Annotated in this window: 27 protein-coding genes; 10 read left to right on the top strand and 17 right to left on the bottom strand. The window is 33.8% G+C overall.

Going from position 1 to position 23,343, the window contains the following annotated elements; genetic code table 11:
* Window position 1 precedes the first annotated feature (1 nt).
* The 4 genes from P177_RS15665 (at window position 2) to P177_RS15650 (ending at window position 3,576) form a co-directional block, all read left to right on the top strand.
* Window positions 2-979: a polyprenyl synthetase family protein gene (locus P177_RS15665; protein ID WP_036156243.1), complete on the top strand. Its 978-nt coding sequence runs from the start codon at window positions 2-4 to the stop codon at window positions 977-979.
* 125 nt (window positions 980-1,104) lie between these two features.
* A complete protein-coding gene (locus tag P177_RS15660) occupies window positions 1,105-1,668 on the top strand; it encodes an RNA polymerase sigma factor (protein WP_036158614.1) in 564 nt (187 codons plus the stop codon).
* A complete protein-coding gene (locus tag P177_RS15655; RefSeq protein WP_036156241.1) occupies window positions 1,655-2,404 on the top strand; it encodes a hypothetical protein in 750 nt (249 codons plus the stop codon). Before P177_RS15660 ends, P177_RS15655 begins: the two co-directional genes overlap by 14 nt.
* 89 nt (window positions 2,405-2,493) lie before the next feature.
* Window positions 2,494-3,576: a hypothetical protein gene (locus P177_RS15650; RefSeq protein WP_036156239.1), complete on the top strand. Its 1,083-nt coding sequence runs from the start codon at window positions 2,494-2,496 to the stop codon at window positions 3,574-3,576.
* A gap of 59 nt (window positions 3,577-3,635) precedes the next feature.
* On the opposite strand, the gene P177_RS15645 is transcribed toward P177_RS15650, so the two are convergent.
* Window positions 3,636-3,887 carry a zinc-ribbon domain-containing protein gene (locus P177_RS15645; RefSeq protein WP_036156237.1) on the bottom strand — a complete coding sequence of 84 codons (252 nt, stop codon included), beginning with the start codon at window positions 3,885-3,887 and terminating at the stop codon, window positions 3,636-3,638.
* Between the two features lie 69 nt (window positions 3,888-3,956).
* Between P177_RS15645 and dnaG the strand changes: the two genes are divergently transcribed.
* Window positions 3,957-5,942: a DNA primase gene (gene dnaG, locus P177_RS15640; protein WP_036156235.1), complete on the top strand. Its 1,986-nt coding sequence runs from the start codon at window positions 3,957-3,959 to the stop codon at window positions 5,940-5,942.
* 74 nt (window positions 5,943-6,016) lie between these two features.
* Here the strand turns inward: dnaG and P177_RS15635 are convergent, their stop codons facing one another.
* On the bottom strand, window positions 6,017-6,646 hold the full coding sequence (locus tag P177_RS15635) for a response regulator (RefSeq protein WP_036156232.1): 630 nt from the start codon (window positions 6,644-6,646) through the stop codon (window positions 6,017-6,019).
* A 165-nt stretch (window positions 6,647-6,811) separates the two neighbouring features.
* On the bottom strand, window positions 6,812-7,600 hold the full coding sequence (gene nadE / locus P177_RS15630; RefSeq protein WP_036156230.1) for an NAD(+) synthase: 789 nt from the start codon (window positions 7,598-7,600) through the stop codon (window positions 6,812-6,814).
* A 70-nt stretch (window positions 7,601-7,670) separates the two neighbouring features.
* On the opposite strand from nadE, the gene gldB reads away from it, so the two are divergent.
* Together gldB and gldC are read left to right on the top strand one after the other, a co-directional pair.
* Window positions 7,671-8,648, top strand: a complete 978-nt coding sequence (gldB, locus tag P177_RS15625; protein ID WP_051941870.1) for a gliding motility lipoprotein GldB — start codon at window positions 7,671-7,673, stop codon at window positions 8,646-8,648.
* Window positions 8,649-8,990 carry a gliding motility protein GldC gene (gene gldC, locus P177_RS15620; protein WP_036156228.1) on the top strand — a complete coding sequence of 114 codons (342 nt, stop codon included), beginning with the start codon at window positions 8,649-8,651 and terminating at the stop codon, window positions 8,988-8,990. It begins immediately after the preceding gene.
* Here the strand turns inward: gldC and P177_RS15615 are convergent.
* From P177_RS15615 to P177_RS15580, 8 genes are all read right to left on the bottom strand, one after another.
* A complete protein-coding gene (locus P177_RS15615) occupies window positions 8,987-9,646 on the bottom strand; it encodes a hypothetical protein (protein WP_036156226.1) in 660 nt (219 codons plus the stop codon). The two genes, gldC and P177_RS15615, sit on opposite strands and share 4 nt — an antisense overlap.
* An 807-nt stretch (window positions 9,647-10,453) precedes the next feature.
* Window positions 10,454-11,059 (bottom strand): hypothetical protein, encoded by a 606-nt coding sequence (locus P177_RS15610; RefSeq protein WP_036156225.1) that lies wholly within the window; start codon window positions 11,057-11,059, stop codon window positions 10,454-10,456.
* A 69-nt stretch (window positions 11,060-11,128) separates the two neighbouring features.
* The gene (locus P177_RS15605; RefSeq protein WP_036156222.1) at window positions 11,129-11,764 is read right to left on the bottom strand and encodes a transglutaminase-like domain-containing protein; all 636 of its coding nucleotides are present in this window, start codon (window positions 11,762-11,764) and stop codon (window positions 11,129-11,131) included.
* Between the two features lie 409 nt (window positions 11,765-12,173).
* Window positions 12,174-12,575 (bottom strand): group III truncated hemoglobin, encoded by a 402-nt coding sequence (locus P177_RS15600; protein WP_036156221.1) that lies wholly within the window; start codon window positions 12,573-12,575, stop codon window positions 12,174-12,176.
* A gap of 9 nt (window positions 12,576-12,584) precedes the next feature.
* The gene (locus P177_RS15595) at window positions 12,585-12,929 is read right to left on the bottom strand and encodes a cupin domain-containing protein (RefSeq protein ID WP_036156219.1); all 345 of its coding nucleotides are present in this window, start codon (window positions 12,927-12,929) and stop codon (window positions 12,585-12,587) included.
* Window positions 12,930-13,066: 137 nt separating this feature from the next.
* Window positions 13,067-13,795 (bottom strand): zinc-dependent peptidase, encoded by a 729-nt coding sequence (locus P177_RS15590; RefSeq protein WP_084684712.1) that lies wholly within the window; start codon window positions 13,793-13,795, stop codon window positions 13,067-13,069.
* A 69-nt stretch (window positions 13,796-13,864) separates the two neighbouring features.
* Window positions 13,865-14,353, bottom strand: coding sequence for an AAA family ATPase (locus P177_RS15585; RefSeq protein ID WP_036156216.1), 489 nt, complete (start codon window positions 14,351-14,353; stop codon window positions 13,865-13,867).
* Between the two features lie 65 nt (window positions 14,354-14,418).
* A complete protein-coding gene (locus P177_RS15580; RefSeq protein WP_036158605.1) occupies window positions 14,419-15,591 on the bottom strand; it encodes a metallophosphoesterase in 1,173 nt (390 codons plus the stop codon).
* Between the two features lie 222 nt (window positions 15,592-15,813).
* Here P177_RS15580 and P177_RS15575 point away from each other — a divergent pair, with 222 nt between their 5' ends.
* Both P177_RS15575 and P177_RS15570 read left to right on the top strand, forming a co-directional pair.
* The gene (locus tag P177_RS15575; protein ID WP_036156215.1) at window positions 15,814-16,632 is read left to right on the top strand and encodes a sensor histidine kinase; all 819 of its coding nucleotides are present in this window, start codon (window positions 15,814-15,816) and stop codon (window positions 16,630-16,632) included.
* On the top strand, window positions 16,629-17,327 hold the full coding sequence (locus P177_RS15570) for a LytR/AlgR family response regulator transcription factor (protein WP_036156213.1): 699 nt from the start codon (window positions 16,629-16,631) through the stop codon (window positions 17,325-17,327). Before P177_RS15575 ends, P177_RS15570 begins: the two co-directional genes overlap by 4 nt.
* A gap of 53 nt (window positions 17,328-17,380) precedes the next feature.
* On the opposite strand, the gene P177_RS15565 is transcribed toward P177_RS15570, so the two are convergent.
* The 6 genes from P177_RS15565 to P177_RS15540 all read right to left on the bottom strand — a co-directional run bounded on the left by P177_RS15565 (window position 17,381) and on the right by P177_RS15540 (window position 22,602).
* The gene (locus tag P177_RS15565) at window positions 17,381-17,839 is read right to left on the bottom strand and encodes a DUF2750 domain-containing protein (protein WP_036156211.1); all 459 of its coding nucleotides are present in this window, start codon (window positions 17,837-17,839) and stop codon (window positions 17,381-17,383) included.
* Between the two features lie 39 nt (window positions 17,840-17,878).
* Window positions 17,879-18,898: a nuclease-related domain-containing protein gene (locus P177_RS15560; protein WP_167333119.1), complete on the bottom strand. Its 1,020-nt coding sequence runs from the start codon at window positions 18,896-18,898 to the stop codon at window positions 17,879-17,881.
* Between the two features lie 213 nt (window positions 18,899-19,111).
* On the bottom strand, window positions 19,112-19,690 hold the full coding sequence (locus P177_RS15555) for a hypothetical protein (protein WP_036156207.1): 579 nt from the start codon (window positions 19,688-19,690) through the stop codon (window positions 19,112-19,114).
* Window positions 19,691-20,136: 446 nt separating this feature from the next.
* Window positions 20,137-20,979 carry a macro domain-containing protein gene (locus P177_RS15550; RefSeq protein ID WP_036156205.1) on the bottom strand — a complete coding sequence of 281 codons (843 nt, stop codon included), beginning with the start codon at window positions 20,977-20,979 and terminating at the stop codon, window positions 20,137-20,139.
* Between the two features lie 6 nt (window positions 20,980-20,985).
* Entirely contained in the window at window positions 20,986-21,543 is a 558-nt protein-coding gene (locus P177_RS15545) for a TIR domain-containing protein (RefSeq protein ID WP_036156203.1), read from the bottom strand.
* A gap of 162 nt (window positions 21,544-21,705) precedes the next feature.
* The gene (locus P177_RS15540) at window positions 21,706-22,602 is read right to left on the bottom strand and encodes a toll/interleukin-1 receptor domain-containing protein (RefSeq protein ID WP_036156201.1); all 897 of its coding nucleotides are present in this window, start codon (window positions 22,600-22,602) and stop codon (window positions 21,706-21,708) included.
* 193 nt (window positions 22,603-22,795) lie between these two features.
* On the opposite strand from P177_RS15540, the gene P177_RS15535 reads away from it, so the two are divergent.
* Complete coding sequence (locus tag P177_RS15535; RefSeq protein WP_036156199.1) at window positions 22,796-23,158, top strand: hypothetical protein; 363 nt, start codon at window positions 22,796-22,798, stop codon at window positions 23,156-23,158.
* The last annotated feature ends 185 nt before the right edge of the window (window positions 23,159-23,343 follow it).

Below are 23,343 nucleotides of genomic sequence, written 5' to 3'. Positions count from 1 at the left end.
ACTGAAAATAGTAGCACAAATAAAGGAACCTGTTTATCAGGAAATGGAGTTGTTTGAATCGAAGTTTAGAGATTCAATGACCTCTCAGGTTGCACTACTCAATAGAATCACCCATTATATTGTAAACCGTAAGGGAAAGCAAATGCGCCCTATGTTCGTATTTCTAACGGCAAAAATGCTGAATAATGGAGAGGTGAACGAGCGTACCTATCGCGGAGCATCGGTTATAGAGTTGATACATACCGCAACATTGGTACATGATGATGTGGTTGATGAAAGTAATAAGCGTAGAGGATTCTTCTCCATAAATGCGCTGTGGAAAAATAAGATAGCTGTTTTAGTAGGCGATTACTTGTTGTCTAAAGGTCTTTTACTTTCTATAGATAATGAAGATTTCGATTTACTTAAAATAATCTCTGTTGCCGTTCGTGAAATGAGCGAAGGCGAGTTGTTACAAATAGAGAAAGCTAGACGTTTAGATATCACCGAAGATGTCTATTATGATATTATCAGACAAAAAACGGCAACATTGATAGCAGCATGCTGTTCTCTCGGTGCTTGTTCAGTAAAGCCCGAAAGCGAAGATGTAAAAACTTTCAGGAAATTCGGAGAACTCTGCGGAATGGCATTTCAAATCAAAGATGACCTTTTTGATTATGGTGGTGCTAAAATTGGTAAGCCCACAGGTATCGATATAAAGGAGCAAAAAATGACCTTGCCGCTAATTTATGCACTAAACCACTGTACCAAAAAAGAGAAAAGTTGGGTCATCAATTCCATCAAGAATCACAACAAGGATAAGAAACGGGTAAAAGAAGTTATTGCTTTTGTAAAAGAAAAAGGTGGACTGGATTATGCCGTGGCAAAAATGCTTCAATATAGAGATGAGGCACTAAAATTATTGAGTACTTATCCAGATTCTGACTATAAAAGTGCTTTGCAATTAATGGTAAATTACGTGGTAGATCGTAAAAAATAATTTTTATTTGTTTTCTAAAAATCTGTATTTCAGGTATTTGAAAATTATTTTTAAAATTTATTTATCTTCAGGCAACTATAAGGGTTTCTTCTGCGTCTATGCTAATAGAAGACCAAACCAATATTTTGAAAATTATACCTTTTTATAAAAACGAGAAGCAGCTCATTAAAAAAGCAACATCGGGTAACCGCGATGCACAAGAGCGCTTGTATAAAAAGCATGCTCCAAAAATGTTGAGTGTCTGCCGTCAGTATATTAAAGATATTCATTTTGCAGAAGATGTAATGGTGCAAGGTTTTCTTAAAATGTTCAACAAGCTAGATACGTTCAAGTTCGAAGGTAGTTTTGAAGGATGGTTGCGGCGGATAATGATCAGGGAAAGTATCTCTTATTTAAGAAAGCAACAGTTTGTAGTGTATGATGATGAGGTGTACGAAAAGAATCAATCTGAAGAAATATCGCAAAGTACAGATTTAGATACAGAGCATATTCAACAATTGATAGATGCTTTACCACAAGGCTATAAAATGGTATTTGTGCTGTATACCGTAGAAGGATATAAACATAAAGAAATCGCAGAAATGCTTTCCATAACCGAAAGCACTTCAAAAACTCAGTTATTAAAAGCCAGAAAATTGCTTCAAGAGCAATTAAGACAGCAAAATATTATAGGGTATGGAAACCGATAAATTTGAAAAACATATAAAAACCAAGTTTCAAGAACGGGAGATTCATCCGTCTGAAAATGGGTGGTCTAAAATAGCATCAGAATTAAAAGATGATGATACAAAGAAGAAACCTGTGTATTTATGGATGGGTGTTGCCGCTAGCGTTATAGTGTTGTTGGGTGTTGCATTATTTTATTTTAATGGTACTAATGAGTTAAACGAATCTCCAATAGAATTGGTAGAGATAGAAAACGAAGATAAGGTCGAAGAGGTAATCACTAAAGACCCAGCTCATCTTAAAGAAGAACAAATAGTTGTTCTGCAAACAGAAACTAAGACAGAGAGTATACCTGTAGAAAAGGTAGAAGTTGAAGTGCCTAATACAAAAGAGAATATCAATTTAAATGATGCTATAGAAGTAGCTGCAGTAGAACATGTATCTACGGATATTTCCAATACTAAATTAGAAGTATCAGATGAGATCATTAATTCCAAAGTTGCGGATATAGTAGCTCAAGTAGATGTTTTGGAGCAAAGTAGCGTGGTTACAGATGCAGAAGTAGATTCATTATTGAAACGGGCACAAGATGAAATTTTAAGAGAGCGAATATTTAATACAGATAATACTGTCGATGCTATGGCTTTGTTGACAGAGGTTGAAGAAGAACTTGATCAATCTTTCCGAGACCAAATTTTTGATTCCCTAAAAGCCGGTTTTATAAAAGTGCGAACTGCAGTGGCAGACCGCAATAATTAATCAATCACAAATCGTTTTATCCTACATCTCTATAAAATGCTATAGGGACAGGGAGCGGAGTTTTATTCATCAAAAAAATCAAAATCGAAATGAGAACAATTACAATGTATTTAATGGTGTTGCTGACACTCTTTATGGTGCAAAATTCAGTAGCGCAAGAAGATTATCAAAAGACGATCGATATTTTAAATGAGCAGAAGCTTAGTATTACTAGGCAAGAGAAAGAAGCATTAAAATTTGAAATAGCGAAAATAGTAAAACAGTTAGAGGGTGGAGAAATTACACAAGAAGAGGCGGATGCTTTGAAAATGAAAGCAGCTGAAAAGCATGCGTTAAATATTGAAGATAGAATAGCTATTATCAACAATAAAATTTCATTGCTAAAAAGGAACAACGGCGAAGTGAAAGAATTGGATACCTTGAATTATAAATTTGCATTTCAAATCGGATTTGGTGATGATGATAAGGATGGAGGTAAACTACTGGGTTTTAGACTTAATGAAAACCAGAATAGAAAAGAACCTATTTATGATAGAAGAACATATTCAGATTTGGTAATTGCAGTGGGTCTAAATAATGCAATAGTTGAAGGTCAGTCTCTTAATGATTCACCTTATAAAATAGGCGGTAGTAGATTTTTTGAAATGGGATGGCAGTGGCGTACCAGAGTATTTAAAAACACAAATTTCTTAAGATTCAATTACGGATTCTCATTTCAGTTTAACGGTTTAAAACCGAAGGATAATCAGTATTTAGTTTCTTTAGATAATGGACAGTCCGAACTTCAAGAGTTCGATTATGAGTTAGACAAGTCGAAATTCAGAATGGATAACCTGGTTTTTCCTATGCATTTCGAGTTTGGACCATCAAAACAGAGTACAAGCGAAAAAAAGATGAGATACTCTTTAAAGAACCAATTCAGAGTCGGAGTTGGGGGTTATGGAGGATTTAATTTAGGCACACGTCAAAAATTAAAATACAACCTTGACGGTGATAATGTAAAGGATAAGTTGAAGCGTAGCTATAATACCAATGATTTAATTTATGGTTTAAGTGCCTACGCCGGTGTTGAAGGTTTTCTATTATATGTGAAGTATGATTTAAATCCTATTTTTAAAGATGCAGCTGTAGAACAACGAAATGTTTCCTTAGGTCTTCGTTTCGACCTTTAAATAAGAAATTCATCAATCAAATTAGCTGTGGTGCCGTGTTTAATTACCGGTTACTGCAGCTAATCAGTTGTTTTAGAAAGTTCTAAATTCATCTCTTCGGTAAACTCATTCTCATAATAACCACGTTTACAGTGACTACATTCTATGGTAGAAGTACTAGAAATTTTAAAAAGCTTGATCCAAAAAATATGAAAGTAGTTCTTTTGGGTAATAGCACTTAAAGTTCCGCGTTGCTGGCAATACGGACATGTACTGTTAAAAAGTTTTTTAGTTTCTGGCTTTCCTAATCTAGTGCCAAAGAATAGAATCATTATTACTATTTTTGATAGTTCTAATTTACACAAATTTATTTCCCTTCTTCAGAGGGTTTAGGCAGGAATATGATTTCAAAAATTTCCATAGATAAGGTTTATGAAACCGCTCGTTTAGAAGAGGTAATTGGTGATTTTGTACAGTTGAAGAAGTCAGGCTCTAATTTTAAAGGACTTAGTCCGTTTACAGATGAACGTTCCCCAAGTTTTATGGTATCTCCCGTAAAACAGATTTGGAAAGATTTCAGTAGTGGAAAAGGGGGTAATGTGGTTGCTTTTTTAATGGAGCACGAGCATTTTACCTATCCTGAGGCTATAAAGTATTTAGCAAAGAAATACAATATTGAAGTAGAGGAGACAGAACAGTCTAACGAACAAAAAGAGCAGGCCAGTGAGCGCGAAAGCATGTATCTGGTGTCTGAATTCGCCCAAACACATTTTAAGGAAATGTTGTGGGAATCTGAGTTGGGTAAGGCAATTGGTTTAAGCTATTTCAAAGAGCGTGGTTTTACAGATGAAACTATTAAGAAATTTGAATTAGGATATTGTCTTGATCAATGGGACGGTTTTACAACTGCAGCATTAGATAAGGGGTATAAACTGGAATACCTCTCAAAAACGGGACTCACTATTGTAAAAGAAGATCCGAACAACCCAAACGGTTCAAGAAAGTTTGACCGATTTAAAGGTCGGGTTATGTTTCCTATTCACTCCTTAAGTGGTCGTGTACTGGGTTTTGGCGGTCGTATTTTGACGAACGATAAAAAGGCAGCCAAATATCTGAATTCTCCCGAAAGTGAGATTTACCATAAGAGTAAGGTGTTGTATGGTATTTACCATGCAAAGCAGTCTATTGCAAAAGAAGATAATTGTTATTTGGTAGAGGGCTATACAGATGTTATTCAATTTGCGCAACGTGGTATTGATAACGTGGTGTCTTCTAGCGGAACGGCATTAACGCCAGAGCAAATTAGGTTGATCAACAGATTGACCAAAAATATAACTGTGTTGTTTGATGGGGATGCGGCAGGTCTGCGTGCGTCGCTTCGTGGTATTGATTTAATTTTGGAGCAAGGTATGAATGTACGTGTATGTACATTTCCAGAAGGTGAGGATCCAGACAGTTTTGCCAAGAATAATGAGCTAGATGATGTCATGAGCTATCTTAATGACAATTCTAAAGATTTCATACAGTTTAAGGCGTCACTACTTGTGAAAGAGGCAGATAACGACCCAATTAAAAGGGCGGATACGGTAAGGGATATCGTAAATAGTATTTCTAAAATTCCCGATCGTATACAGAAAGAGATTTATATACAAGAGTGTGCCCAGATCATGAATATATCTGAGGCAGTATTGTTCAATACACTAGCGCAGATAGGCAAGAAGGAAGATAAAAATGTACAGGCGCAACAGAAAGAGGAACAAAAGGCTTTTGATGTTGTTCGAAATACCAATGAGGAAAAACAAGAAAAAGTAGATGTACAGTATTTGTTAGAGCGAAAAATTATTGAATCGCTTATGCTGTACGGTAATCATAAAGAGGAGTTTGAGGATTTGGTATTGAAAGAAAACGATGCCGGAGATTTAGTGTTGGAGCCAGAAATATCAGAAATTAAGGTGTACGAGAAAATCTACTTGGATCTGCAAGAAGATGAAATAGAGCTAGCAAACGAAGATTTTCGTAAAATGTATGCTAAGTTAATAGAAGCCTTAAATGAAAAAGAGGAATTTTCAATAACAATGTTCGTCAATAGTCTAGAGCAAGAAATGGCCAATCAGATATCTTCAATTTTAATGGAAGAAGAACGTTATGTGTTACATGATTGGGAGCGTAAAGAGATATTTCCTAAGAGTAAAGAAATAGGGGTGGCACAGTTGGTAAGTGAAACCATACTTACGCTACGTTGTTTTTTGATTAAAAAGAGAATGAGTACGTTGCAAAATACTACTGAAGATGCTACAAGAGATAATAGAGAAGTGCTAGAAGAAATTATGAACTACATTCAGTTAAATAAGTTGCTTAACAAGAAACTAAATAGAGTATTATCTTAATATTGGTAATAAATCTAAAATAAAAAAGACCTGCTTTTAACAGGTCTTTTTTTATTTTCTACAGTTGTAAGAATTTAGTACAATTCTAAGGCTTTTGCCTGTTGTAATAAATCTACCATGTTGTCTACATTTAATTTTTTCATTAAACGAGCTTTATAGGTACTAACTGTTTTTTCGTTTAGGTTTAAGCCTAAAGCAACTTCTTTGTTACGTTTACCACTAGCTAAAAGTTTTAATACTTCTATTTCTCTAGTAGATAGTTTTCTAAAGAACCTTCTTGGTTTTTTAGTTCCTTCATCAAAAGCAAGACGTTGTGCAAGTTCGTTTGTAATGAACATGCTACCTTCACTTACTTTAGTTACTGCTGCAGTAATGTATTCTACACCAGAAGATTTAGATAAATATCCAAAAGCACCTGCTCTTATAGCGCTTAAGGCGTAAACATCTTCAGATTGACCGCTGTACATAAGGACTTTTACGTCCGCGTAATCTTTTTTGATTTTGCGTAATGCCGCTATTCCATTAATATCTGGAATATCCATTTCTAGCATGACCACATCGGGGGTTGTGTCTTTGAGTTTTTCAAAAAGTTCTTCGGTAGTAGCTACCTCATCGATCAGTTCAAATCCCTCAGCGGATTCTAGAACCTTCCTAACTCCCATTCTAATGATAGGGTGGTTATCCGCTATTAAAACTTTGATCATTAATTATTTTTTTTATAGATTTCAGGACCTATTTTTGTCTGAAAAGACAACATGCAATGTAAGGCTTAAAATTCTAAATTAGAAGTCAAAGTTGCATTATTTTACTATTAACGTAAAATTTTAAGCTTTATTTTCGATTTAATACCCTGATTCTTAGTTGAGTTGTTATTTTAACTCTTTTGGTATCTCACAAACAGGTATTGGTAACATCTTATGTTGATTCATGGTATTCAGTCGCATAAAGATAGTATAAACTTCCTTTTTTCTTCCTTCAAAATCATCAATTGTTTTACCCTCGTCTTTCATGTTCATTGCCCATTCTAGCTCGGGGTAAGAGGCACCTATCTGATCTTCATCTGTTCTGTCATCGCCCCACAATCCGTCAGTTGGTGCAGCACCAATAATTTCTTCGTTTACACCTAATACCTTGGCAATTGCATACACTTCGGTCTTCATTAAATCAGCGATCGGGCTTAAATCTACACCGCCGTCACCGTATTTGGTGTAAAATCCTACTCCAAAGTCCTCCACTTTATTTCCCGTTCCCGCTACCAGATATCTTTCTAGGGCTGCGAAATAGTATAAACTGGTCATGCGTAAACGAGCTCTTGTATTGGCCAAAGACATAAATCTGTCCTCTTCATTGTCAACACTAGGTAGTGCATCCACTAAACTATCGAATACAGGTGTAAGGTTTACCGGTTGTCTTTTCACATTCGGAAAATTAGCGGTCAGCCAATCAATATGTCTAGAGGCACGGTCACTTTGGTTCTCTGCTTGGTGAATTGGCATCTCAAGGCAAAGTAGCTCTAAACCGGTCTTTGCACAGAGGGTAGAGGTAACCGCAGAATCAATTCCGCCAGATATACCAATGACAAAACCTTTCTGTTTTGCATTTGTAGCATAATCTTTTAACCATTTAACAATGTGCTCAATTACCTTTTCCGTTTGCATACCGCTCTAATTATTTAGTAAAATCAATTAACTTTGCCCTAAAAATAAGTTGAACACTGTAAATAATAAAATGTATTGTAAAATACTTGCCAAGGTCAAACCTATTTTTATGCTATTATCAGTTTTTTTCATTCTTTCTAGCTGTAATGATAGTGATAAGGTAGCAGAAGAGATTGCCGCTATACCTATGGATCTTAAAATTTCTCGATTTGATCGTGAGTTTGCCGCTTCTGGTGAAAAAGGTTTGCCTAGTTTACGTAAAATGTATCCGTATTTGTTTCCGGCACCAGATAGTGTTTGGATCGCAAAAATGGAAGATTCCCTTCAAATAGAATTATTTCAAGAAGTGGGCAACGCATTCCGCAGTTTTGAAGATGAAGAAGAAGGTTTGGTTCAGTTGTTTAAACATGTTAAATACTATTTTCCGCAGTATAAAGTTCCTAAGGTAATAACAGTGACCAATGATGTTGATTATAATAACAGAATTATTTTAACGGATAGTTTGTTGTTCATTAGCCTTGATAATTACTTGGGGTCTGAGCATAAGTATTATGGTGGTTTTCAGCGTTACATAGCACAATCCTTAGATCGCAATTATCTAGTTAGTGATGTTGCAAGCGCATTTGCCAAGCAGGTTGTACCAAGACCTAGAGACCGCACATACCTTGCCCGTATGATTTATTTTGGAAAAGAACTATACCTTAAGGATAAACTAATGTCCATGGCTAGCGATGGAAAAAAAATAGGGTATTCTCAAGAAGAAATAGACTGGGCTATAGCAAATGAAGAGCCTATGTGGAGAAATTTTATAGAGAACGAATATCTATATAGCACCGACAACAAATTAAATCAACGATTTTTAGAACCAGCACCCTTTTCTAAATTTGGATTAGAGTTGGACAATGAGTCACCAGGAAGGTTAGGTCGTTATATAGGCTGGCAAATAGTACGTGCCTTTATGGAAAACAATGACGTAAGCATGATGCAGTTAATGCCAATGCCTGCAGATGAAATATTTAAGAAATCAAATTACAAACCGAGAAATTAGATGGCAGATTTACATACTTCAGAAATTACACTGCGCGTAGGATTAGATGAAAATAGAATTCCGGAAACATTAAACTGGTCTGCACAAGACGGTGGTATAGAGAATGAAGCCGCAAAGGCAATGTTATTGTCCGTTTGGGATAGCAAGAACCAAGAGTCGTTAAAGATTGACTTGTGGACTAAAGATATGCCGGTAGATGAGATGAAAACATTCTTTCACCAAACCTTGGTTTCTTTGTCAGATACTTTTTTAAAGGCAACACAAGACGAAAAAATGACAGCTACCATGAAAGATTTCTGTGATTACTTCGCAGAAAACCTAAATCTTAAAGATCAAGGCTAAGCAGTTTTCAACTTCTTTTTTCCTTTTGTTTTTTTAATCCAGTAAATAATATAGGCAGTTCCTAATACGGATGGGGTAAGCCATGCCCAAAGATTATCTTGGTGCATACCTGCAACTATAAATGCAGTAACAGAGGCTATTAGAGCACCTAACATTCTGCTTAGGTGATTTATGAGCCAAAGTTTTCTGTTTTCTAACGTGGTCTTAAATAGTTTGTAATCGCCAAAGGTTAAAAAGAGACCGGTTAGACCAAATACTAGATATAGGATACTGTGAGAATAACCTTGTATAAGTCCGGTAGTACCAAAGCCGATCATTAATAGTGCGCAAACAGCCATAATTGCTGAAACTAAAATATCGGTCAAGTTCGCTTTTGTTTTTTTGGTCGATTTAAAGGTAAGCGCTCTATTACCTGCCAGTATCATGTAAATAGTAAAAATACCGATCAGGAATAAAAAAGTATTGATGTGATTGGGCATTCTAGCCACCACTAAAGAAATAGCAGAGCTTATAATCATAGACCAAGAAAACCATTTGCCCAACCGTTTATGGTTTAGCAGTCCTTTTTTTACAACAATACTTGCTATGCCGGTAATAAGTCCCACACCACCAAAAAAGGCGTGTATGTAAATGAATATTGTAATGATGCTCTCCATGGTCGGTTGGTTTTATGTTACTCAAAGATGGGGGAATTTTTGCTTAGAAAATAAGTTAAGTTACTCAATTGTAAGTTTTAGGTGCTGAGTTGTGTTGGGAGGTAATGAGTAAAAAGTATTAGGTACAAAGTATTAAGTAAAAAGTAAACGTCATTGCTAGGAATTTTTCGCGACGTGGTAACCTGTGGTCTTTATATTAACATTGTCAGTTCGATTGGTTTTATGATGTAGCATAGCGGAAGCATAAAAGTGTATCGAGAACAGGTTAGGAACACGATAGGTTCTTGATACCTACACATCGGCAGGCAGGCAAATTTTCTCATACTTCGAAAATTCACTCGAACTGACAATACGTTTTGCTATGGTAAAGAGTCTTAAGCAAAAAGTAAACGTCATTGCTAGGAATTTTTCGCGACGTGGCAATCTGTGGTCTTTATATTAACAATGTCAGTTCGAGTGGTTTTATGATGTAGCATAGCGGAAGCATAAAATTGTATCGAGAACAGGTTAGGAACACGATAGGTTCTCGATACAAATTTTCTCATGCTTCGAAAATTCACTCGAACTGACATTTCGTTTTTAAAAAGACTAATTAAAGAAAATCAAAATTTGGAGTTTCTGAGAACGGCTTAATACTTAATACAAAAAACGCGAAGCGTTTAAACAACCATCAACGAACAACCATCAACGAACAACCATCAACGAACAACCATCAACGAACAACCATCAACGAACAACCATCAACGAACAACCATCAACGAACAACCATCAACGAACAACCATCAACGAACAACCATCAACGAACAACTACTTCCTATTCTTCTTCGGCTTACAGGTCATGCAAAAATCGGAAAGGGCATTGATTTCATCAATCACCTTGTTATGTTCTTTTTGAAGTAATTCGGCATCTTTCCCAAAATCGGTGGCTTTGAAGACTTGAGCACTTACAGTGTTCATTTCCTCTTGTAGCTCATTGAAAATAGGTTGAAATAAACTAGCGTCGCTAAAAGCACCTTTTTCCTCGTAAATTTTCTTGCGAATTTTTCTAGAATACAGCTCTACCAAATCAAAATCGTACCGTCCGAATTGTAGTAGCTGATTTGCGGTCAACGAATCTGGGGCAACCAAAACAGCCAGGTTTTTTTGAAAAATAGCTTTTACTTTGTCGTTGAAGTTTTTGGTAAACATGAAAGAGACCGAATTCATGTTAAAACTAAAATCAATTTTAGCACCTGAATAGATAGAATAGGAGGTAAGCGTAGAGTCAATTTCCGATTCTGGAGATTGGTAGTCACTCAATTGTAATTCGTAATCTGGCGTCCATGCCATTGGTTCTTGAGCAAATACCAATGAAGATGAAAATGCTATGAATAAAGTAAATATGAATTTTTTCAAGGGAATTGTATTTTCCATCGAATGTACTATAAAAAATAATCTGTAAAGTAGATTGGTGAAATTTTGAATATTAAAGTTTGTTAAAACCTACAACTGAAACTCCGTCTGGTTAGTTCCGGTATCAAAAATATTGGGGTAGTGCTCGCGTGCATTCCGTTCCATAAATTCCATAGGTACATCTTCAAAGTGACCGTAGTCTTCCAGGTACTCCATAAATTGCGTTCCGTCTGCACTGAACTCCTGTAAAACAGCATCATTTTCACCATCAAAATCTAAAGGAGCAACATGAAGCATTTCACATAACGATGCATTGAATGTAGGGGATAGCTTCAGCCATTTATCGTTAATATATGCATCTACCATACCGTGGGGCGTAAGTTCGTTTGAGCCAAATTTCTCTATTAATCGTTCTACGCCAATATGGTTTTTAACTTTCGCCAAATGAATTCTAGCGGGTATACCAAGGGCACGAAGTCCTGCGATTAAAATGATAGACTTATCGATACAGTGACCCTTTGGGCGTTTTACAATTTCACTGGCTCGGTATTTTTCTTTGTTGAAGCTTAAGCTATATGGGTCATATCGCCATGTATCGCGTACTTTGTTGTAAAGTGCGATAGTAATTTCTTTCTCGGAAAGTGAAGTGTTTTTAAAATCTGATACTAAATCTTGTATCTCGTCACTTTCATAATCAAAAAAATAGGTAGGGGATAGGTAGTCCATAGAAGTTTCAATTTGAAAATTATTTCATGTTCAATTTACGAAATAGATTTGGCATACATGCTTCGTCAATGGTAGAGGGTTTAAATTAAGTAGCTATTGTAAAGTGGAATAGAGAAAATAGATGATAGAGAATAGACTTGTTTTATCAGAAGCTTAAAATCAGTATTAAGTACAAAGTATTAAGTAATAATTGTAAAGTTTAAAGAGAGAAAATAGAGTGTAGATGTTAGACTTATTTTTAATTTGTATTTAGCTAAGCTAAATTGTTTACACAGCCAATAGCCAATAGCCAATAGCCAATAGCCAATAGCCAATAGCCAATAGCCAATAGCCAATAGCCAATAGCCACTGAAAACTGAAACTGCCAACTGTTACTGAATACTGAATACTGCCTACTAAAACCTAAAACCTAGTTTTTAAATTCTTCCGGTCTACTTTGCCAAATGTGAATATACTGCCCTGTAGACATTCTACGGGCCATGTCTTTAGCTCTCGTAGCCAATTCGCCCTCGTACAGTTCGTCAATGGTTTCAAACCAAAGTTGTAGCCATTGTGCAAAGTGGTCTTGTGATATGGAATGATGGAGATTTTTATCGACCTTGACGTGGGCCTTAGACGGACTTCCCCTAAACGTGCGGACACCAAAAAGATTAGACTCCCAGAAATCTGTGAGTTTGCTTAAATGTGTAGGCCATTGCTCGTCGGTAATATGTCCGTTGAAAATGGGTCCTAGCATTTCGTTTTGCCGTATTTTATCGTAAAAGGTATGTACCAATACACGCACATCTTCTCTATTGGTAATTTGGGTCATAGTCTCTTTTTATGAATCGGCAACAACTTTTTCTATTCGTTCAGCGGCATCTTGTTTAGAAAGGGTAAGACGCACAATACTGTCGGATTTTGCTAAAAGGTCATGCGGAACATTGGCAGCTAAGGTAATGATATCTCCTTGTTTTAGCATATGAACTTTGCCTTCAACACCAAAGTCAATACTCCCTTCAACTATATGGATGATAATGGAAAAAGGAGCCTTGTGCTCTTTCATGAGTTGCCCTTTCTTTAAAAGAATTCTAATCTCTTTTGAGAAAGAAGTTTCTAAAAGAACTTTGGTGACTATTTTATCATCGTTAAAATCTAAATTTTCAGTGAAAGATACCTTTTGCATGCTCGTATTTTTACAATAGTATAAAACATTGGTATGCTAAACTATGACACTTCTCAGGTTACGGAAAGAGCAATTCGCTTTTGTTCCGTATTTTCTTATAGTGTTAGATAAAATTATGACCCTATGTAATTTCTTTTTTACTTCGGATTTTTGCCGTTCCGTGGGTCTTGTTTAAGCACCTTGGCGGTGGTACGGTAAAAGGTGGGCGAATAAGAATAAAACTCATGAGGTTGCTCAAAAAACGTTTCTAACGTAATGGCAAAAAGCTCCATTAAATTAGTGCCGCCATAGTCTCTAAAAATGGTGTATTTACCTTCACGTATAAGTGGTATTTTTTTAGTAGCCAGTTCTTTCCAAGCGTTGAGATCCGTATCATTGAATACCTTAGAGAAGTAGGAACCTTTAGCATGTTCAATAATCAGGCAATGGCTGAATTCGTGTATGGCAATGTTTAGTCCGTCATCGTTAATGATAAAACCCTTCTCTACGGCAGGCCATGACATGTTTACACGCTTGGTAACCGTATTTACATCACCATCATATAAAACATCTCTGCCTGTGTATGCGTATGAAGACGGAGTAACGAATACGGTTTTAAAGATGCTTAAAACATCTTGCTTTAGACCAAAAGTAATCTCAACAAAAGCACTGGAAATGACCAGTTTCATTTCTGTAGTAAGTTCAAAACCTTCCTTAGAGCCAAAATTTGTAGTATTTAAGAACAACAAAGTTCTCACCACAAAAGACTGTTGGTGTTTTTTGGATAAGGCGGTATAATACACGTTCCATTTGCTAAGCACTTCATGGCATTCATGCTTGCTGCTAGATTTTAGAAAAAAGTTGACGAAGGTATGTTTTACGTTCAAGTAACTGGTTTGGTTAGGAGTATGGTTTTTTGTTGAGGTTTAGCGAAGAACGCTGGCGTAAAATTAGTATTATTCGGTGATAATGACACTACCTTTTAGTTCATTTTCGGTAGGTTTTTCAAACCAGGTTTCCATGAAATCGAAATTCTCTTGGCTAACTTCAAACTCAAACGTAGCTCCTTTTTCGGTGTTGCGCTGTTGTACACGTTGCCATCTGGTTTCTTTAGAAATATCTAAATAGTGAAGTTGAATCTCGAACCCATTAGATGCTGCAAAAGCTCTAAATTTTTCGCGATGTTCAAATTTCGATAATCCCAAGTCTAAAATAGCATCGGTATCAGATTCCTCTAATTGCGTTACCAAATTTAATATCATCTTCTCAGCCCGTTCAATACGTTCTAAAAACCATGCTAATCCGTCGGTTGCAGTTTTGTCTGGTAGAAATAAGGTATTATTCCAAGTGTCTATAGAGAAAATCACACCTTTTGTTTTCTTTTTTAGTTCGTTTGAATAGGTTGTTTTACCTGAACCTGTATTACCGACGATGAGGTGTAGCATGTTTTTATTCTAAATTTAAGAAAAACACTATTATTTCATCAGAATCCAATATTAAATTAGAATTTTTATAATTCCAATTGTTTACCATCATTCTTTAGCCTGAAGAATTTCTCTTGCTTAATAAGCAGACCTTCGGAATTTTTGTTTGGCCAGTTTTTATTATAATCTTTTGGGTGTTTCACATCAATAGCATAAACTTTTCCATTAAATAGTTTTTTTACAGACCATTGTAGGGTGTGACCAACAATAATATCGGTTGCATTAAATTTTTCAATTCCTTGGGTAACATCTTCCTGTGATAGGTCATCTTTAAAATAACCTCTGTACCAACAGATTCCTTTTTTGTTAGAAGTAACTAATTGTTCAATAGTCTCTTCAGGTTTCGGAAAATAGGATAGGTGATAATTGTCTCTGTTTATTTGATTGGCCTGGTCTAATGTAATGTCATATCTGGCTATATCTGGGTGAATGCCTCCGTGAGCAAATAAATGCCCGTTAATACGCTCTATAGTATTTTTAGAAGCCATCCATCGTCCTAGAAAAGCGTTTTTATTATAGAGGTCATGGTGTTGTTTTTCTAAAATAGAGGCAACACCGTAATACTTGTAAGAAGCCGATTTAAATTTACCTTGCATGTTGTAAAGCTCATGATTGCCAATAATAAAATGTACGTGTCCGCCATTATTTTTAGCATCTTGTTCCAGTTTGTAAATGAACCAAAGTACTTGGGTAGTAGAAAAACCTCTATCCACAAAATCACCAACAAGTACAAGATGACCTTTCTTAAAAATCCAATTTAAGTTGGTGTCTATTACGTTGTGGGTAATTAAAAAATCGCGAAATGTTTTATAACCACTTTCAATATCAGAAATGGCTACAATAGGTTGGTTGTCGGTATAGGAGGTTGCCGGAATTTCAAATTCAGACCTGATTTTAAAACTAAAACTAGAGTTGTCTAAAGGAAATTGGCTTATAGCGGCAATGTGTTCTTTACTATTGTGCGTTGTTTTGTCCACATAAAAACCATCAGTTTTATTCCCTCTAATATATTGTACGTTAATGGTGCTGTCATTTTCATAAAATACATAAGGACCTTCCCTGTCTAAATTAAGGCTTAGTGGATCGGTACCGTAAGCCACACTTCCGTTTAACGAGACAACGACGATAATGCCAATGATTAATAAAACTATTATAGTGCCGAGTACATTTTTAAAATAGCGAATAATTCTTTCTTTCATGTTACTTGATTTCATGTTCGTTTTTTGATTGATGATGGCGCAAACATGGGGGCAAAAGAATAGACCTAAAATTTTATGTGATATACTTATATAATTGGAGGCTATACTTGCAACTGGGAGTGTTGAACTGTTTTTGACCTAGTTTAAAAGTTGTTTGTAACAGAAATAGATGCGTTTGTCACTATTAATTATTTGCGGTAGTATTTCTTTTATTTTTGTAGCATGATGCAATTTTTAAAGAAAAATAATTGGCTGGTAGTCAAAGTAGTGGTGCTAATAACTATACTGATCCCTTTGTCAATTACCACGTATGAGTTTATTATCTTAGGTAATGAATCTGTTGTTTTTCTGGCAGATTACCCATCGGTAGTAGGTGTAATCGTGGTTGTTTATTATTCACTCTTACTAGTGGTTGGGTTGCTATGGCTAATAAAACAATTGATCGCCATTTTAAATTTAAAAAATGAAACCAAAAAAAGTGAGTTGTTGCATTTGCAAAGTCAGGTGAACCCGCATTTCTTTTTTAACATGTTAAACAATGTGTACGGTATGGTTGATAAAGATACCGATGGGGCTAAAGACCTTATTTTAAAGTTGTCAGATTTAATGCGGTATAGTATTTATGAAGGGGAAAAGGAAACTGTTACGTTGGCAGAAGAGATTTCGTATTTACAAAATTACATAGCGTTACATAAAATGAGGTATCATAAGAAAATTGATATTGAGTTTATAATAGATGTAGTAGATGATACATTAAAAATAAGACCATTGTTATTGATTATTCTATTAGAGAATGCCTTTAAACATGGTGTAGAGAATTTGCGGGAAAAAGCATATGTTGCCATACATTTAAAAACCGGTAACGAAAGATTACTTTTTGAGATAAAAAACAATTTTGATCAAAATGAAATTACAGAGACAAAAGGGATAGGTCTCAAAAACTTAAAACGAAGATTGGCGCTGGCATATCCTAAAAAGCATCAACTTAGTGTAGAAAAGAACAATATAGTATTTAAAGCACAATTAGAACTACACGTATGATTACATATTTAATTATTGATGATGAACCAATAGCTCATGAAATCATAAAAGGCTATGGTGATTTGTTGTCAAATATGAAATTAGCTAAGCATTGTTATGACGCTATAGAAGCATTGGCCTATTTGCAGGGTAATCAAGTAGATTTAATTTTTTTAGATTTAAATATGCCCAAATTAAAGGGATTCGATTTTTTAAGAACACTACAGAATCCTCCAAAAATTATAGTCACTACAGCCTACAGGGAGTATGCTTTAGAAGGGTATGAGCTGAATGTTATAGATTATTTATTAAAACCATTTAGTTTTGAACGGTTTTTGAAAGCCATCAATAAAACCATACAACAAAAAGGTTATTCACTACAATTAGAAGCTATAAAAAATGTAGAAGAATCGTTCATTTTTCTATACAGCGATAAAAAGCATATTCAGGTAAAATTGAATGATATATTACTTGTTGAAGCAGCCGGAAACTATTGTAAGGTTATTTTAATCGAAGGTCAGATTCTAATTCGAGAAAAAATATCAGATGCATTAGAAATGCTTGCTGAAGATAAATTCATTCAAGTACATAAATCATTTATAGTAGCAAAAAAACATATTGAAACTTTAGAGGGCAATAGAATACAAATAAAAGAGCATCAAGTTCCCATAGGTAAAGTATATAAAACTAAAGTTCTTGATTTTCTGAAATTATAAGAGGCACTTTTATCTACTTGCTAAAATGCTACTCATTAAACGGTATTAATTTTTTACCCATTCGCCTCTTTCGCCTGTTTTTCTAAATCAGCAATATTTTCAAATTTTTGAAGTGGTAGTTCTTTATTGGTCGCTTTTATTTCAGCAACTAAGGCAAGAATTAAATCTAAGGGTTTAGCTTCATAGCCAAACATATTTTGGTCGAATTCAATACCTGCTAATATTCCGTCATTTTCCATGCCTACACCCCAATTTTCTATGAAATCAACTAATGCTATTTCTGTAATCTGGTAGTTCTCCCAATGGTTTATGGTACAAGATTTTGCTCTGCCATTTTCTGCCCAAAAACATAGTATGTCAACAGGTTTACCACGTTCATTTTCATAATGCGCAGAAGCTGAGGTGGCAAAGCCTTCATGATTTTGAAGCGCATAAACAATGTCTGTTTCGCAAACCGTTTTTATAAATTTCTTGTATCTATTTGCAATGATATCTGAGCCTTGTTGTTCCATGTATTGTGTTTGTGAATAGGGTTTGTGAATAGGGTTTGTTTAAATTAATTGACTTGATATTTCATTAACCTGTTCCTCGGTCAAGATAGGCTCAAAGTAATTAATATAGGCATTAAGTTCTCTCAATAATTTTACACTTACATATTTAAATTGAGTGTTAGGTTTATTGTTGATCATGACAATAAGATTTCGAATCGGAATTTTTTGTTCTCCCCAATGATGGTCATGCAAAGTTATGTTTTCTGAAATGTATATGTAAAGCGCAAAATTTAATCTTCTAATTTGTTCTATAGGCGACCTAAGGCTAAATGAATTGACAGACTTCTTGCTCCAGTTTTTTGTTTCTATTATAAAAATTCCAGCTTTTGAAATTAAAAGGTGGTCTATTTGTATAGAGTAAATTCTCTCGTTTTGTTGTTGGTAAAAAATTGGTGGAGAAAATTCTAATTTGAAGTCGTTAATTAAAACGTAATCGTCAGAAAGTTTTTTAATTTCTTTTACAACCAAGTTTTCTCCTATTGCTCCAGAAATTAGGTTTTTACATTCTTCTAAAACATCACGGGTGTATTCCACATCAGCAATTTTAAGATTAGCTCTTGTTTCAATCAATAATTGCTTGTCAGTTTCATATTCGTATATAAAATGCTCGTCAATTTTAATTTTTTGAGATAATGGCTGAACAACTTTATTGATTATTTTAGATTTCCTGACTTTAAAATCATTGCGTTGTTTGTTTAAATAATAAAGCTTTACACTTGATAGTAGTTTGTTTATAAAATTAAGACCGTTCTTTTTATGAATTATATCAATTTTTGATTGTAAATCTGCAATTTGTCCATCAATCTTTTCTGTCGCTAAGTTGCTTATTTCAACCCTTTTTTGGGTGTTGCTTTTAAGACGTATACAGGTTTTATGATATTCTTCATTCAGTTCGTTTTTAGTGTAATTTAGAACTGCTTGTTTTTCCGAATCAAATTCTTTTAAAAATTCTTTAATTTCTTTAACAGATTTAAATCTAGTAACACCTCTACTTTCTAACTCATATTTTAGAGATTTCAATGATTCTATGGTTCTGTATATTCTTGCCATTAAGGATAAATCTTTAAAAAGCGATAACGTATTTACTATTGATTAGTTGTCTTGTGATTTATAATTATCTAAAAAAAAAGCTCAAAGAATCTGATTTTAGAGTCTATGAGCTTAGAATAATATTGTATCAGATTCAAAGAAGAATTTGTTTGTTTTTGAGCTCATTGTAATACATAATTAAATTTAATCAACAATATTTTTCATAATTAATTCTATAACTTTATTGTAATATTCGATTCTTTTTAAAGGTTTTCCAATTATAAGGTTGACATTCAGGTTGTCAGCACTATTTCGCCATTGTATTTTTCCGCTATTGGTAATTATTGCGACTTGTTTTTCTATTTCAACTTCTCTGTTTAACTCAAGATTTTCAAAAGTCACTTTGCTCAAATCGATATATGATAAGTCAAATTTTAAAAAATTAATTATAGATTCTTTTTCAATAGAATTTTCCACTTTCTGAATTAAATTATTCGTTATTTTCCTGAATTGATTAATGGTTAAGTTTGTGTATTCTTCTGTTGGAAGTTTAGATAACATAAGTTTTTCCTTCTCTTTTTGAATTCGAATATTAAATAACTCTCTTTCTATATTTGCAAACTCTTTCCTATTCTTTGATATTTTAATTTCAATTAATTTCAATGATTTTTGGCGTTCAGAAAATTCAGAATTATACTCATTTAATATTTTCCTTATTTTGATGTTATCCAAAATCAAATACGAGCAAATTGCAATTAAAATAATTATAAAAGTAATATTCATGTCTGAACGGGGATATTAAATTTTGCCTGATGGTTTATGTATGAAACGAAATGTAAAAAAGCAGCTTATTTTTAATATAAACACAGAGCCAGATTTTAAAATTTGTCGTTTTTTGTAAATAAACAAAATCTTTCAGTTTAACTCTTATAAGCTATATTTTATTTACGTTGTTATAGAAAGTTATAATTTCAATTTATCCACTAATGCTATTAAAGATTTAGTGAAATTTGAAATGTGTGAATATTCTAATTAACAATCTTTATTTGGTATTTCGTTTCTCTAATTTTGTTCAATGGTCTCGGCTATTGACAGTTGGGGATTTCATGCTCTAACTTTTTATTTTAGAACAGACTTTTTATTATGGTTATACTTTTCTTTAATCACTTTATTCCCAATTGTTTATAGCTATTTTGTAGCTAATACTTTCTTCATTTAATAGCTATGAATTACAATCCAAGTTCAATAGATTTTAAATTGTATAGATTGATTTGGTCAATTTTATCCTCATGAATTATTATTGATAGTTTTGCGGGATATTTGAATTTCATTTCACTTAGTTTAAATGTCCATAGCATTATCTTTAATAAATCCTCGTCACCTATATTTTTGTGCTCTTTCAGTCGAGTTATCCCAGAGCCAAAAATGGGAACAGAAACATTTTTTTGTGCATAAATGCGGTTGACTCTATCCCAAAAGTTAATTAAAAATTCTATGTATTCAGGCATAGTCAAAGTTGCCTTATTATGTTCGTCAAACTTAGAAAATGCAGTTATTATATAATCATCATGCACAAATAATGTACTAAGTTTAAATTTAACTTTTTTACCTCCTCTTGTCCTTTCAAATTCGTTGTCAATTATATCTGAACTATCTGAATTTTCTACAATAAATGTATCAAGTTCATTTAGATTATCATTAAAAAATCGATTAATAAAAATACCGTTAAGAGATTTATTGGATATAATTTTATCATCTACTATTGTGTCAAAGAATTCATTAAAAGGTATTGTTTTTAGTCCTTTCTCAGAAAATAAGTCTCCGCATTTGATATTTACATTACTGCCCTCAATATCAATATTTATATTGGTAAGATTATTAGCTCTGTACCAAATAAATAAATAAATCAAAATTAATACTACAAATGCTGCATAACCAAAGTATTTTAAACAATTGTTGTATTGGTCAGGAATGATATTAAAAAGTAATATGAATGACAAAATACCAGAAATTACTGAAAAGTAAATCCAGAATTTGTTTCTTACATTTTTATCTAAAAAATTAACTTTCATATTTACTTAGTTATAAAAATAGTCTCCAGCTTCTTTTTTAGAACCCTCCCTTAAATTGACATTATTTAATGCTTTCCGAATAATCACTTTGTTCATTGGAACATGTAGCACAGGCACGTTCGATTTTGAATCTCTAAAAATTGGTAGCTTGTTCCACAATGCTTTCACAATATTATTCAAGCCAGTATTAGCATTATTTAGTAAATCTTCTTTTGTTTTTAAGTCTGGATAAATAACAATTATTGGAAGGTTTAATGTATTAGTTCCATAATCTATTTCTTCTCTCAACGCTCTAGAACTTTTTGTATTTTCACTTAAAAATAATATGATGTTTTTAGAGTTTCTTAATCTTTGCCTCAGTCTTGGTTTAAGTGTTAATTCCCAGTCACTGTTATCACGAACATTATAAGTTGTGTCATGAGCATTATTAAAAGGAAAAGAAGAGTCAGAACCTTTCCATGCCTTTAATATACTATAATAACAAAAATCTTTGGTAGCATGCGCTCCAAGAGATGATTCACTAAAAGGCTCACTAACATAAAACGCGCTATAGTTTTTACTCATAATTTTGGTTGTTTTTTAACTTTCTGTAATGTCTGATTTGCATTGGCTGCAACGTATTTGTATAATAATAGTTGTGGATTTTTATGCGAGGATTTTCCGAAGGAAAATCAGAAGTTACAAACACGCAACGACCTTTGATTAAGCACTAAATCGCAATTATTTTTATACGGTGTTTGCATTAGTTTTTATTTTATTCACGAACCTTATCAAATCTTTTTCTGGATCAATTTCTATTTGATAATAATTATCAAAATCAATCATTATTCCGTCTCGAGTTCTTTTATCAACAGCAATTGCTAAATCGTCATTCCTATAACCTGCGAAATGTGCTTCAGTACCAAATGGTAGTTCGTCTCCTTCAACCATTAACTTTATTCCCAATTCGGGTTTATAAACTGTTTTCAAACTATAAGGGAGTAGTAATGGTTTGATGTCTTCAATAGACTCAACTTTATCTACTCTTCCTTTAAGTTTATTTTGGAATTTTTTCCTTGATTCAAGCGTTGTGTATCCTATTAATTTATAATTCCCCCTATGAATTGATTTTTGATGTTTGTCTACTGCTTGCTTACTTGCTTTTATAGATTTTAAAATTTCTTCTTTTTCGGCTTTAGTAATTGTTTTTGCAGAATTTCTAATCGTTCGTACTAATTTCAGAAAAAAACTATCAAAACCACTTGAAATAAATTTAACTCTATCATTGTCGGGAAGAACAACTTCATCGGTTAAATCTGCATGAAGTAAATCCGAAATTTCATCAGGAACATTACATTCTTTATATTTTATAGGAATTATTTTTGAATTCAATCCAGTGCGATTATTTTTAATAGCTCTTTTCAATTCAAAATTTACCCAATCAGAATTTATAGAGGAAGGTGATAAAATGATTACTAAATGCGAGGAATCATCTAAAGCATTTTCAAGTTTATTAACCAATTTATCTCCTAAATCAAGTTGGTCTTCGTCAAACCAAGTTTCAATACTATTTTCTAATAAACTGTCTTTTAATAATCGAACAAATTTTTTGTCCTTACTACTATGTGATATGAATACTCTCATTTTGTTCAAATTAATGCCAACGTACGTATAAACTGACCAGAGTACGTTTATTTCCTGTTTTGGAGGGTTAAGCTTACTTAGCTAATATACCACTAAAGAATAAACCTACAATTAACATTTCAAACTCCATTACGGGAAACCATAATCGGTTAAAAAATATGTATGGTTTGGGTATTTTTACGACCAAAAGGTCATGTCAAAGAAAATTCTATTTATCTATAATGCCAATAGCGATACGGGCAGTAAAATGCTAGATTTCGCCCATAAAATCATTAACCCAGCTACCTATAACTGCAATCTCTGCAGTTTAACCTATGGTAGTTTTACCGAGAACAAGCAGTGGAAAGGGTTTAGGGAAAGTTTGTTAGCTAAAGGCTACGAGTTAGAATTCTTTCATAAAGATGAATTTCAAGAAAACTATAAAAGCAAATTTGGGCATAAGTATACCTATCCTATTATATTGGTAGAAACAGATCATGACCTAGAGGTGTTGGTGTCTGCCGAGAAGTTGAATGCTATGGAGACGGTGGAGGAGTTGATCGCTACGCTTAGTTGATGGTTGTCGGTTGTCGGTCTTACTCTGTCTCTGAGCTTACTCGGTCGCTGAGCGTAGCCGAAGTGATTCGTGTTCCAAACAAAAAGATAGCCGCGTTTTGCTCGCTATGACGTTGACGAGGAAGTTTTCAGTAAGCAGTTTCAGTTTTCAGATGTTTTCGTTAGCGAGTACCACTGTCAGTTCGA

This window comes from Maribacter forsetii DSM 18668 (assembly GCF_000744105.1).
Classification (GTDB): Bacteria; Bacteroidota; Bacteroidia; order Flavobacteriales; family Flavobacteriaceae; genus Maribacter; species Maribacter forsetii.
This window is presented reverse-complemented; position numbering and strand designations above follow the sequence as displayed.